This window comes from Roseobacter denitrificans OCh 114 (assembly GCF_000014045.1).
Classification (GTDB): Bacteria; Pseudomonadota; Alphaproteobacteria; order Rhodobacterales; family Rhodobacteraceae; genus Roseobacter; species Roseobacter denitrificans.
In genome coordinates this window covers 4,069,212-4,082,717 of the sequence record NC_008209.1, presented here as the reverse complement: position 1 = coordinate 4,082,717, position 13,506 = coordinate 4,069,212, and the positions used below count along the sequence as shown (strand labels likewise).

9 protein-coding genes are annotated in these 13,506 nt (G+C 56.0%); 2 read left to right on the top strand and 7 right to left on the bottom strand.

Annotation, left to right across the window (positions count from 1 at the left end):
- Positions 1–419: 419 nt before the first annotated feature.
- Positions 420–1,223 carry a class I SAM-dependent methyltransferase gene (locus RD1_RS19280; protein WP_245897148.1) on the bottom strand — a complete coding sequence of 268 codons (804 nt, stop codon included), beginning with the start codon at positions 1,221–1,223 and terminating at the stop codon, positions 420–422.
- A gap of 2 nt (positions 1,224–1,225) precedes the next feature.
- Entirely contained in the window at positions 1,226–2,521 is a 1,296-nt protein-coding gene (locus RD1_RS19275; RefSeq protein ID WP_011570260.1) for a transporter substrate-binding domain-containing protein, read from the bottom strand.
- A gap of 390 nt (positions 2,522–2,911) precedes the next feature.
- On the opposite strand from RD1_RS19275, the gene RD1_RS19270 reads away from it, so the two are divergent.
- Positions 2,912–3,568, top strand: coding sequence for an eCIS core domain-containing protein (locus tag RD1_RS19270; protein WP_044033285.1), 657 nt, complete (start codon positions 2,912–2,914; stop codon positions 3,566–3,568).
- Positions 3,569–3,734: 166 nt separating this feature from the next.
- Here the strand turns inward: RD1_RS19270 and RD1_RS19265 are convergent, their stop codons facing one another.
- From RD1_RS19265 to RD1_RS19245, 5 genes are all read right to left on the bottom strand, one after another.
- On the bottom strand, positions 3,735–6,269 hold the full coding sequence (locus RD1_RS19265; RefSeq protein ID WP_245897146.1) for a putative bifunctional diguanylate cyclase/phosphodiesterase: 2,535 nt from the start codon (positions 6,267–6,269) through the stop codon (positions 3,735–3,737).
- 570 nt (positions 6,270–6,839) lie between these two features.
- Positions 6,840–8,474 carry a cytidylyltransferase domain-containing protein gene (locus tag RD1_RS19260; RefSeq protein WP_171960003.1) on the bottom strand — a complete coding sequence of 545 codons (1,635 nt, stop codon included), beginning with the start codon at positions 8,472–8,474 and terminating at the stop codon, positions 6,840–6,842.
- Positions 8,475–8,582: 108 nt separating this feature from the next.
- Positions 8,583–9,599, bottom strand: a complete 1,017-nt coding sequence (locus RD1_RS19255; RefSeq protein ID WP_011570254.1) for a polysaccharide pyruvyl transferase family protein — start codon at positions 9,597–9,599, stop codon at positions 8,583–8,585.
- Positions 9,596–10,660, bottom strand: a complete 1,065-nt coding sequence (locus tag RD1_RS19250) for an N-acetylneuraminate synthase family protein (RefSeq protein WP_050759109.1) — start codon at positions 10,658–10,660, stop codon at positions 9,596–9,598. Before RD1_RS19250 ends, RD1_RS19255 begins: the two co-directional genes overlap by 4 nt.
- Before the next feature lie 9 nt (positions 10,661–10,669).
- Positions 10,670–12,337: a hypothetical protein gene (locus RD1_RS19245; protein ID WP_011570252.1), complete on the bottom strand. Its 1,668-nt coding sequence runs from the start codon at positions 12,335–12,337 to the stop codon at positions 10,670–10,672.
- Between the two features lie 120 nt (positions 12,338–12,457).
- On the opposite strand from RD1_RS19245, the gene galE reads away from it, so the two are divergent.
- Entirely contained in the window at positions 12,458–13,471 is a 1,014-nt protein-coding gene (galE, locus tag RD1_RS19240; protein ID WP_011570251.1) for a UDP-glucose 4-epimerase GalE, read from the top strand.
- Positions 13,472–13,506: the final 35 nt, after the last annotated feature.

Genomic DNA, 13,506 nt, shown 5'->3' with positions numbered 1-13,506 from the left:
GCTGACCGCCGTGCGGACACCAGATGGAAAAAACAAAAGCAGGCGCGAGACAAATGGCGAAAATACACCAGTCCACCTTTCAAGGAAATTTCGGGTAGCGTAACCTGAAGTTGTTTAAAAGCAACAAAACTCTCTGTTTTTTTCTAAATTTCTACGAGAGTTTTGGCGTTGAGCATCAACCAAGGGTCGTTTTTCTCTTACGAGCGGCGATTGGCGAAAGAATAATAGCGTGAAAAAACTGTAATAAAATCATTCAGATAACGGTTATCTCAGTTCTGGCGCCGCTACTTTTTCCGACTGTGTTGAGCAAAGGTCGTACGACCAGAATGTGAAGGTGGAACAAGTCAGCTTGAAACCGGAACGACCAGCAGATCGCAGCCATCACGGGCCGATTTAAATCGAATGCAGCATAAACACGCTCAGCAGGATGCCTCGGCATAAATCCCATATCCCCAACGGGGCGGACACAGCGGCGTCAATAGCGCATCGAGCCTTCTTGCGAGGCCATTGCGCAAAAGCCAGCTTTCGGGGAGAACGCTTTCACACCCGATGCGGCGCAGGTTGAAGCCCGCTGCTGCAAGCTCCTGCACCAGTTTTTCAGGGTCAAAAAGCTGGTAATTCAATACGACATTCTGACCGTCCTCTGTCCGCCGACTATAGCGCACCAGCCCGCTGGTGTCTCTGTTTCTGGCTTGTTCGGCGCGAAAACGGCGCGCCCTGTTGGGCACGGAGATCAACACCCTGCCACTGTCTGGTTTCAGAGCCTCGCGCATGCGCAGCAGGGCCTGCGCGCGGGCCGTTTCATCCGTAATGTGCCCGAGAACACCAAACAGGCACAGCACGAGGTCCACCTGCCCATACGCTTTAGTATGGTCAGCAATATCCGCCTCGTCAGGGCCGAGGACATGCAGATCGTGCCATTCAGACCGCGCCGCGCGCTCACGAATTGTTTCCAGTGCGGTCGGGCTGACATCAAACCCTGCGGCACGTGCAACACGCCCCTGCAGACGCATCAGGTAGCGACCACTGCCGCAACCGAAATCCAACACCGCAGCACCAGCGTGCAAAAACTGCTCAATCCGTTGCCACATGATCCGGTTGGGACTGGGATAGCGCAGGTCGTAAAGGCCGGATGAAAAATAGAGGTGGTAAGAAGCCTGTGTCGTCGCATCCGCAGTGGTGATCGGCGGCGTCGCGGACGGCGGAGGCTTATGTCCCTGCATCGTCAATTTGGTGACACGCTGCCTGTGCCAAGCTCATCTTCGAGGTTTTTGCGCCAGTCCCTGTTGCGCATCTCGCGGATCAACGCGCGATCAATATCGCGCCGCATGCTTTGTGTGACCGATGCGCGGGAAATTCCCCAACCATAGGGCTCATTGCGATAAACGTTTGGCAGAACCGATATCTTGTCGCTGTATTGATCCTGACGGCTCAGATATGTGAGTGCGATCCAGTCACCAAGCACTCCGTCGACTTCGCCCTTCGCGAGCAGGTTCGCAGCTTTGGGCCAGCTTGAAACCAGTGTCACATGTCCCTTCAGTGTGGGGTCATTGTCAACGGAAATGTCTTCTCGCTCAGGATCCTCGGGCCGGCAAGTGAGTTGTGCCACACGCGTCCTCAATGCCGCAGCTTCTGGCGAAACAGGGTCGGCGTCCTGAAGACGTTTGCGATACTCCACCAACAGCAGGTTCTGCGAAGTCGAGCAGTCGAGTGTTGCAATTGACATTTCCGTAAGTTCTTGCGCCGCAACCCGTTTTTGTCCGCCGACAGAACCGACAAACGCGGATGTCAGAACGCCCAGCAAGGTCGCGGATAGTGCAGTTCCGACCACGGCCAGAAAAATCTCAAGTACTTTTGCCATCGCTGTGCTGTATCCATCGCCAACACCGCGCAGCCCAATGGTTCGAATAATCGACTCAAGTATCGATCGCAGCCATAGCGAAGCGGTTGTGTGTTCGCCATCCGCTGTTTTGCCGAACAAAAGCCAGCGGATCAGGAATGCCATCAGCAGATTGAAACTCAGGAACAGCAGCACGGCCCGGGCGACCGTCGGGTGAAAGATTGTTTCTGAAACGATGTCTTTGGCTTGCGAGAAGTCGATTGCGTTGGACGGCGGTAATGCAAGTGCAATGCCGGATGACAGGTACTGTTGGGAAAAATCATAGGACTGCATGCGCTCGGACGTGATTGTGAGCGGTGCAATCACAACGTCGATGCGACCGCTCACCAATCCGATTTCCTGCCCATCAATGGTGTTGCAGGGGACAAAATTCACATTAGGGGCAACGGATCTGCCGTCACTGTCGAGGACGGACAAGGACCGTTCGACATTGCGCCAGAGATCATAGGCAAAGCCTGCGGGGTCGCCATTCGCTTTGAAATAGGAGAATGGCTCGGCATCATCGCGCATTGCCACGATGATGTCGCCTTCCGGTCGCGTATCAGGACAAGCATGCGATACCGGCGCGAGGGTGAAAATCGCGCAAGACAGAATCAGGACAAAGAGGACGGCGCGGGTCATCGCTTGCTTCTTCTCATTTGTATGGTTTTGAATGAAACTGATTAAACGGGCATTAAAAAGAATTGGCCAATCGTAGGGCACTTTTGCGTTTTGGCGCAAGAAAACAATTCAGGGTAGAATCCCCTTTGCAAATCGTAGCGCGGGTGCAGTGGCTTTGATGAAAACGGATACATTGAAAAGAGGTTGGCGAAGAGCGGTTGATCATGATCACCATGCTGACGGATCGCTCTGCGGTGAATTCCCGGCAGGCGCTCTTTTGCAACGAGCCTGCGTTTGACGCACAAACGAGCCCGCTTCAACCATGTAAATGCACAACGTGGTAGCCTGCGAAACACATAGGTGTTTTTTCAATTACTACGTGTTATCGTGACACGAACGAAAGGACCGCAAATGGCTCAAATATTCGCGTCGGAACGTAGCAACACATCTTCAGGCACACCGAAAAAGGCCACAACTGCGTCACCTCACAGCAGTGCAGAGAAGTCGCTGGCCGCGTTGCAGCGGAAAGCGGATCAAAGCAGTGCAACCGCTTATTTATCGCATTTGCAGGGTCAATCCATTCAGCGGATGGAAGACGAAGAAATGCTGCAAGGCAAGGTGATACAGCGGATGGAAGACGAAGAGATGCTTCAGGGTAAGACCATCCAGAAGATGGAAGAAGATGAAATGCTTCAGGGCAAGGCACTTCAGCGCGAAGAAAAAGCGGGGGCCGTTTCTGATGGGGGACTACCCTTGCAATTGCAGGAGGGAATTCAGCAACTGTCGGGTACCGATATCAGTGGTGTGAACGTGCACTACAATTCATCCGCACCGGCGGCTGTGAACGCCCATGCTTTTGCGCAGGGCAATGACATTCATCTGGCCAGCGGACAGGAACGACATTTGCCGCATGAAGCTTGGCATGTTGTACAGCAAAGACAGGGTAGAGTGAGCCCTACAACATCTGTTGCGGGCACTCCCGTCAATGATGATCCGCGTCTCGAAACAGAAGCTGACGTCATGGGGGCGAAGGCGAGCCAATTCGTTTCGCGCGACAGAAACCTGTGAGCCGTGTTTGATGACTTGGGCGTCTGCGTCGGTTCGCGCACCTTGTTGAAGGGGTTTACGGTCTGAGCGACACGCTTTCTTCGCGGCTGCCTGCGGTGTTCGTCCCCGCTGGCCAAAAGCGTGTTTCGATGGGCTGCTGAACCGGCCAGATGATACCCGGACGTTGTTACTTGTTGTCGCTCGCTTGGTCGCGGCGCACGGCAATGGATGCGATCCCGTCCAGCTTGGAATCATAGCCATCCTTTATGAATTCGCGAAGCTGACCAAAGTCCATCGGGCGCGCAAAATAGTAGCCCTGAAACGTGTCGCAGCCCAGATCACGCATGATGGCGGCATGTTCGGCAGTTTCGATACCTTCCGCAGTCACGGAAATCCCCAGTGCCTTACCGATGTCGACCATGCTTTTGATCAGCGTGCGGGCAGATGCGCTTTCCGTAACCGGCGACACGAGGACGCGGTCGAGTTTCATGATGTCGGGGTTGAGCGCTTTCAGCCCTACTACGGACGCATGGCCTGAACCGAAATCATCAACCTCAATGGTAAAGCCCATGTCGCGCAGCTCTGAAATCCGTGTCTGGAACCCGGTCGCATCCTCCTCAACGAGCACACTTTCGAGGACCTCAAGCGACACGCGCGTGTTCCCAATCTTAACCTGGCCCGCAAGGTAGTCTATGACCGGGTTCATCAGTTGATGCATGCCCACGTTGAACGAAATTTTCGGAACTCTCAGGCCATCTTCGTTCAGGATTCTCATGCAATCGAGGCCATATGCAAAGACCTGGCGGTCAATGTCGGAGAGAATACGCAGCTGTTCAGCGACTTTCAGAAACTCATTCGGTGGAAGAATGCCGCGTGTTGGGTGCCACCAGCGAACGAGAGCCTCCACGCCGACCAATTCCTCTGTCAGCGCATCAATCTGGGGTTGGAAGAATGCTATGAACTCGCCGCGCGCAATGCCATGTTCTATCTCTGAAGACAGCTGCCGTTTCGCGAGGACAGCATGGTGAACATCGGGGGTATAAAGGGTTGTCGTATTCCGACCCGTGTCTTTGGCGACATACAGAGCCGCATCAGCACTTTTGAGCAGGTCCTCATTCCCGACCAGACCTTCGGATGCCGTGGCGATTCCAAAACTGGCCCCGATCCTGCAGGTTCTCCCCTCGAAAACCATATCTGTCCCGAGTTGAACGCGGAGCTTTTCCGTCAGCGCCGTTGCAGCCCTCGTATCGCCATCGACAGCGAGCAGTATAACAAACTCATCGCCGCCAACCCGCGCGGCCAAATCGCTTGGCCCGATCGACCGTCGTAGACAGTTTGCGACTTCCACCAAAACAAAATCCCCGGCAGCGTGCCCGAGGGTGTCGTTGACGTTTTTGAAATGGTCCAGGTCTACCCGGATAAGGGTGCGCGGAGCGGCTGAGTTGCACACTTCGGATTCCAGAACTTCGTCGAGGTAGCGGCGATTTGGCAGCGCTGTCAAAGGATCGTGTCGCGCCTGATGTTCCGTTTCCCGTTTCGCATCGGAGATCGCGTGTTGCGCTTCTTTTGATTCCGTCACATCCGTTGCGATCGCTGTAAACCGAAGTTCCCCGGTGCGCAGCGAGATCAGAGGCGCGATGCTGAGTTTGATCCAGTAGCGCGACCCATCCTTGTGATAATTCACAATTTCAGTTTGCACGGGGCGACGTGCTTTGACCGCCTGTCTGATTTCATTTCGGGCCTCCGCGCTGGTTTCTGGCCCTTGTAGGAGTTGTCGCGGCGTTCTGCCCACGGCTTCCTCAGTGGAGAAGCCGGTCATCGTTGTGAACGCCCGATTGACCCAGAGTATCCGCTGATTTTCATCCGTGACCGTAACGCTTTCTGAAGCCATTTCGGCAATTTGCGCCAGTTCTTCCAATTCTCCTTGCTTTTCGGCGAGCAAATCTTGTGACTGAAGCAGGTCTTTGTGGGGCCTTACGATGGCGCGCATACCTGAGACGGCCATCAACGCAAAAGGCAGAAGCAAGGCGACCATTGCTACTGAAATTGCCGTGAAAACAAGTTCAAAACCAATGGACTCAAACACGTTGCGCACTGTTGGGGAAGCGACGAAAAAGCTGCGATCAGCGACCCGAACGTCGATGATCTCTCCACCATCATTCCATGCGGACCACTGCGCTTTTTGGAAGGGCGTAAGCAGCATTGTGACCAGAACACTGTCTGCGCCACTGAGGACCGCAGATAAGTCCATATGTGCTTCATACACCAGCAGGGCGACAACAGCTTCGTTTGAGAGTAATGGAATAGTGATCTGAAAAACTGCATCGAATTTCGAACTGCCGGGGCGATATGTGATCTGAGGGACGGCGGGTTGTTTTCCCGCAGCCATATCTGCAAGTCCTGCCAGACCTTCAACTCTGAGGAATGGCGATGGTGTCTGGCCAGTTTGCTGATCAAGCAGCAGCCGTCCTGAGGCGTCGAAAAGCCTTGCATTCACGAGACCTGACAACTGCGTTCTTGCTTCGAGCTCCCTCACGCTTTCACCGGTTGCAAAAGCGATGACGTTCGCATCGGATACGGCTTCGCGTCCAAGCGCAACAACATCATCCAAAAGGCCCGAGATAACGTTTGCCTTGGTTTCCAAGTGAACCCGTTTGGCATCATTTTGTATGTCCTGGAGCACCGGGGCTGACGCAAACCAAACGGCGGCGGCAACGGTCACGACAGAGGCCAAATAGCCGGCGACTGTAAGTCTCAAAAATCGAGCGGTGAACCCGTACCTGACCATCACATAACTCTCTACAACGTCGATGTGCCCACAGTGCGATTTTGGCCGACTGTCATGGTGTAAAAGTCAGGAGTGCTGAAAGTGTAAAATTCGGCGGAACCCAGACCCGTTTCGTGCGTATTGCCTAATGTCGTCAAACAAACTGAACGAACCCTGAATCTCGGTTCGGAATTAACGGTTCTGGTTAATGGTTTACTACCCGGCACAGGCGCGGTGACGGTTGACAAACTACTTTGGGTTTGGACAAAGCCGCGCCGCTGGTTCTGAAGCCTCTGACGAAACACCTGAAACATCGGGTATCACGTAGCGCGTTGAAATCATTTGTTTCAGGCAGCGTTACGTGGTTCGGGGTTTTCGCATGACGCTTTAGGTGGCTGCCCTCGATGCATGCAACCGCGCAGGCTATAGGGCCATATCAAATGTACCATCGCCCGATTTTAGAAGGGCCGACATCAGATTTGTCTGCATACGCAGTCGGAATGCCCCAAGCCAAGGTGCCGGGTGTCAGAAATCGAGGCGTTCCAGCATGCGCGATACGATGGCTTTGTTGCTTCGACCAGCGGTCTCATGCAGCCCCCTTTCGCGCAGCAGGCGCCGCAGGTCGGGCGTGTCGATCAGGGTCTGAATATGGGCTGCGATCGTCCCGGGCCCGGCCAGCGACCCCATCCCGATACTGACCACACCAAACCGCGCGGAGGCATGTGTATGGGTAAGTTCCTTGCTGTTCTGGCACATGCACAGGACGGGAACGCCGAGGCTGACAAGCTCTGTGATCGTCCGACCGGCGCTTGAAACGGCCAGATCAGCGGAGCGCATGACCGCGGGCATGAACTTCAGGTTTTGATGTATGGTGCCCTTTAACCCGTAATCGTCCAGCGCAAGCGGGCGTCCGAAACCGGGGCCGATCACGACCGTGCACTGCCCGCCGTAGTCCACATCCCTCAGCGCTGCCAAGGTTTTTTCCGTCAGTTGGGATGGGTCCGTACCGCCGAACAGAACCAGGATGTTCTCCACCGTCTCACGAAAAGGGGCCGCGCCGGTTATGGTCTCAAAATTTGGCGCAAGGATCGCATTGGACAGGCCCGAAAGTTGCCGTGCATCTGGGACATTGAGGTTTTTGTAAAGGTCAGAGACGACGAGATCGGCCTCCATCGCCCCTTCGCCGAGGTCTTCGAAAGTCACGACGCGGTGGCAATGCGCCTTGATGGCGCGCACATAGGGCACATCGGTGTCCAACTGGTCGAGGATGACCAGATCGGCCGGATTATCCTGCAGCCATGCCAGAAAACCGCTGTTGCCATCCACCTGAACCACGTCGAAGGGCGATTGTGACAGCAGGCCAAAGGCGATCGCCTCGGCTTTCTCAGTCACGATCCGCACGCGGTGTTGCGCAAATTCCTGTGCCAGCGCCAAGGCGCGAAACACATGACCCATGCCCAGCTTCTTGCCCGCGTCCGCGCGGATCACGATGTCGCGGCGACCGATAAAATATTCCGCAACCACCCAATCGGCAAAGGTGTCAATATCAAGCGCTTCCTGCTTGCTGACTTCAATCAGGTGAATGGGTTCAATGATCCGCGTGCCTTGCGCGGCCAGATCTCTGATCCGGCAGCCGATCACGGCCCCGGTTTCACGGTATTGCGGGGGCAGCATCTGGCGGTTAACGCGTGCTGCGTAATCTGGGGTGGGTGCGCCCGCGTCATCAATCTGCCAGCCGAGGTGGCGGTCATCGACAACCGTGACAACAGAGCCGGCACCGTCCCGAAATTTCCTGACCGCTTGCGTTATGCGGTCTGACTTGATGAGGGGGCAAGTCGGTTGCACCGTCAGGAATATGTCGTCCTCAGCGGAGCCAAGCGTGCGCAGAAGCGGCAGGACTTTGGCGGCCACATCATCAAGGGTGGCCTTGCCGGTGGTTTGTTCTTCGCGCATCACCCGCGCGGAGGTTTCGGTCGCGATGGCGTCGATTTCGTCATCATCCGTCACCACAATGATCTGCCCGGCTGGAACAACTTGCAAACAGGCTTCGACCACATGGCGGATCAAAGGCCGCCCGCCCAAAAGACGCACATTCTTGCGCGGCAGCCCGCGCGATCCCCCGCGTGCCGGGATCATGATCCATACGTTGTCATGGCTCACATCCGTCCCCTCCGTTTCGCGTGATACCTGCATCCAGACGTCTGCGCGTAGACTGCTGGTCGAACCTTGAAATGAATCCTTGCGACATGCAAACGGCGGAACTTGGCGTCAAATCGTTGCAAGAAACTGTTTCATGACGGGATAAGTCTCTCGCATGGTCTCTATGCTGGTCTCGATATTGGCCCCTTTTGAGGTAAAGTGTTCTTCGACTGCGGCCTTGATGTGTTCGATGTCGCCTGATTTATCCGTATTGAGGCTCGGGGCGTTCAGTGCCTTTGCCTGACCCTCGCCACGTGAATCCTCGTTGATCAGGATAGAGGCCTTGCGTTGTGACAAGCATAACAGATGGGCATGAACACGATATCCGACGTGCATATCTGCACCGGCATAGAGCGCTTCCATCTTGTCAAGATTTCCCCCAAGGGAGGACATGGTCCAGCCTTTGAGGCCCGCGGCCGCGGCAAACTTCAAGAACCCTCTGGCGCGTTTGAACCCTGCCTTGTCCCGCGTCGGGAGGAAACCGTGATGCAGGCTCGCAATTTTGCGCGTTTTGGGAAACCGCTTCGACAGCCATGCCATCAGATCGAAAAGATCGGGCTGTATCTTTGGTGGCATGCTGAGAACGAGCGTCTTGGGGGTTTCCTGGAACTGATAGGTTTTTTCAAAATGCGCCAGATCATACCAGGCCGGGCATCCGGTCATCAGAACATTGTCGACACCGTTGGCCGCCAGAACGGTCTTGGTCAGCGGGTCCCGGACGCTTGAGGTCTCGATGTTCGAATGTATGGCCTGAACGAAGGCTTTGGCTTGCGGTTCAAAGGAAAACGCATCGCTCTGGATGTCCAGATGTGCCTTCCAACCGAGCCCATAGGGGATAATCCGGCTGGAAACCCTTTCGCGATCAATAGGGTAGATGTCGGGATAAATGCCGATCTGATAGGCAGGTCCCCCCGTCAACAGCACCGCGCGCGCGTCGTTGAAACGGGCGTAGTCTTCAGGCGTGATTGCCTTGCGGTCTACGACGAGAATATCCTGCTCCACATGTTCCCGGAGCAGGGACCTTGCACGCGCACCAATCAGGTGGTCGCCGCAATTCACATAGGCACCGCAGACAGTGACGATCATGACAGGTCGTGCCACTGCAGTGGAGTGCCACCGGCGACCTCCCGGGCGAGGCTGCGCCCGACCACACGGTCCCAATGTGCGATCTCTATTCCGTCGTCCGACCGTAGGGCGATCAGATCGTTTTCTGTCAATGTCGTACCGGCGGTCAGGGGTCTGGCGGCCACAACCCGGCGCCGGGCGTTCTTGATCGCGGTTGCCTCCCCGGAGATGTCACGCTCTGCGCTGCCATAAAGATCCCGGTAAACCGCCAGCTTGTCCATGAAGGCAGTGCAATCCGCCTCATCCATGGCGTGGTAATGGTCATTTCCGACACCGGATTTATCATCGGTAAAGTGTTTTTCGATCACGACGGCGCCCATCAGGGCAGCCATTTCCAGCGCGGGCATGCTGCCGTCGTCGTCAGGTTTGACGTGATCGGAGTAGCCGATGACACAGTCCTGTCCAAAGGTCTTTTGCAGCAGGGGAATCTGCGCCAGTTGGGCATCTGCGGGCAGGGTAGGGTAGTTCAATACACAGTGCAGCAGGGCGATCTGTCCCGCGCCGGCGGCTTTCAATTCCGCGCAGCCGGTGGCGATTTCATCCAGACGGGACGCGCCAGTGGACATGATGGTTGGCAACCCTCTGGCCCCGATCCGGCGCAGTAGCGGGATATTGGTCAGGTCAGCGGATGCGACTTTGATGACCGGAGAGATATCCGCCACCATATCAACGGCTTCGAGGTCGAAGGGCGTCGACATGAAATCAATACCGCAGTTGCGGCACTCGTCTGCCAGCGCCTGATATTCCTTGGGGCCGAAGGTGTCCCACCTCTGGAACAGTTCATGCTGGCTGGATGCGGCTTCCTTGGTGCGGTCCCAATAGGCGGGGCTGGAGGTGCTGGTGGCCAGTAAATCGGCCTTGTAGCTCTGGAATTTTGCCGCATGCGCACCGCTTTTCGCGATGCTCTGGATCATCGACTTGGCACGGTCCAGATCACCCTCGTGGTTGACGCCGATCTCCGCGATCACATAGGGCGACAAGACACCGTAGCTGTGTGTGTTCAGCAAAAACTGCGCCATCATGTCTCCGTCCTATTCTGCTCGCGCCGCACGCACCTGTTCCATAACCGATGCGACAGGTGGCGCATAGTAATAGGAAGGATCCGTGGCATAAGGCGCGTCATCTACACGGCGCACCAATTCCTCAAGCGATTGAACCATCAGAGCATCCCCGCGGTCAATGATCGGTTTCATATACTCTATTCCGGGCAGGTTGATGACAATCGTCCGGCAATCGAGCACCATGCCCTCGAGAAGCGTGGTCGAGAAGGCCCCGACCAGAATCTCGGTGCGCGCCAGAACCTCGAAAATCACGGGCGTGCGATGCGAGATTTCAAAGTTTGCAGGTGCATCGCCATGGGTTTTAAGCGCTTGCTCGTAATCTTCGACACTTTCACTGGGATGCAGGCGGAACATGACCTGCTTGTCACTGCGCGCCTGCGCGAAACGAACGGCCATATCGAAAAGCTGGCGACCGACCACACCTTGTGACGTGAATGTCACCAGACCGATCCGGGAGTCCGTGTCCGACAGCGCGGCCATATCCTTGACGTAGGGCGCGCCAATGGTGCGCGCATTCATGTTCTCAGGCAATGGGGTCACATCCGGCCAGTAGTCGCCGAACGTCAGCAGTGTATCCGCCACATACGGTACGTGATCCCTGTTTGGCCAACTGTAGCCGAGGTGAAACTGCGATATGAAACCATGCTGAAGCTCGACCACCTCGATGCCCCGGTCTTTGGCGGCTGCCAGCGCGGCGCGTTCTCTGAAGCCGTATCCATTGGTCAGAAACAGTGTTTCAACGGGGTGCGCTCGCCAGAACTGATCGAATCCTTCGTAGAGGAACAGGAAGTTCTGGACATTGCGTCGGACCACTTTGATCAGGTCATCCGGTGCCACTCCCAGACGGCGTTCAAAAAACATGCGCAGGTTTGCCAGTGCTTCCAACGCGTTTTCCTCGATCACCAAATCACGAGAGTTGATCCTGTATCGCTTGAACTCTGTGAGCAGCGCGTCAAAGTCTATCGCATCATCCGCAGCCCCGGCGCCACTGTGGGAATCCAGCAGTAACGCATGCGCGCCTGCCTCATCCCTGAGGGCCTTGGTATATGTATCCTCGCCCTTGAGTTTGCGCGCGTTCATGATCACAGCGATGGTTTTGCCAGACTGCGACCAATCCGAAACGGGATGACCGGCAGCAACATTGGCGCAGCGCTCAAGCGCGGCGGCAGTCAATGGATCGGCGGTCGGTTGCTCGTTCTGCCGCTTCAGGTTCGGGTGTGGCGCATCGTAGAGATTGAGGCGCTGTGCGGTGCTGTAAAAAACGCTCATCCGGACCAGCGGCCAGACAAAAACGCCTTCGATTTTCAACTCCAGCAGCGACAGTTCCTTTTCGGCATCCCAGAAGCACTGGCACAGGCTGGTGATATCAATGGTCTCAGCGCGCTGGATATGTGCCAGTGACGAGGATGCGCACCGTGCCTGCTTGAGGGCCACCTTCAAACGGGCCTGCTCATTGCGCAGCCTCGGGTTTTTAGGGTCACGACCAAGCGCGCGGGTCAGGATATCGAGGGCCTTTTCGAGCTTGCCCGCCTTTTGTGCAGCGTTCGAACGGCGCAGCGCGATGTAGCAGAGAATGCGCGACATGGTCCCGGTTTCGGGACGTGTTGCGCTTGGCGAGGCATCCGTGCTTTTGTTCATCTGCAATGCCGCCCCGGCCCGCATGAGCGCGCCAGAAACCGACCTTTTGACTGGCCTTCGACCGTGCGCCTGTTCATGGTAGTCAGGAATGCAGCACAGACGATTAAAGGGACCTCTGCTTTGAACATTTTACTCACAGGTGGGGCGGGATATATAGGATCGCATACGTTCTTAAGCCTCATCGATGCCGGTCACAAGCCGATTGTCGTTGATACCTTTGACAACTCTTCGCCACAGGTGCTGGACCGGCTGCACACGCTCACGGGGGAGAAACCTGTGTTCCATCAGGCTGACGTGCGTGATTCAGACAGGATCGCGGACATACTGACGCGCGAGAAATGCGATGCGGTTGTCCATTTTGCCGGTCGCAAAGCTGTGGGCGAAGGTCAGTCCAAACCGCTTTTGTACTTCGATCAGAACGTCGGCGGGACAGTCCAGCTTTTGCATGCGATGAATAGAACCGGCTGCAAGAAGCTGATCTTTTCCTCCTCCGCCGTGGTTTATGGCAATCCGGAATATCTGCCCATTGATGAAGAGCACCCGCTTTCGACCTGCAATGTCTATGGCGATACGAAACGCACAGTCGAGGACATGCTGCGTGCGCTGTCTGCATCTGATCAGGAATGGTCCGTCGTCTTGCTGCGGTATTTCAACCCGGTGGGTGCGCATAAGTCCGGCGAGATCGGTGAATTCCCGCGCGGCATTCCCAACAATCTGATGCCTTATGTCACGCAGGTCGCAGTTGGACAGTTGGAAAAGCTCTCCGTCTTCGGGAATGACTTTGACACGCGGGATGGCACAGGGGTGCGGGATTACATCCATGTCTGTGACCTTGCCGATGGCCACGTCAGCGCGTTGAAGTTGCTCGATGAGGCCGGATGCACTGCGATGAATTTGGGAACCGGCAAGGGATACTCGGTGCTCGATATCATCACGACATTCGAAACGGTGAACGACGTGCGTATTCCCTACCAGATCACAGCCCGTCGTCCCGGCGATGTTGCGGCCTGCTATGCGAACCCTTCGCGCGCCAGGTCCTTGACCGGCTGGCAGGCAAAACTGGGGCTTGCGGAGATGTGCCGGGATGCCTGGCACTGGCAACGCAAGAATCCCAAGGGTTTCGCCGAAACCTGAGTTCGGGCAGGCAAAAACAACATGCCTGCGATCCT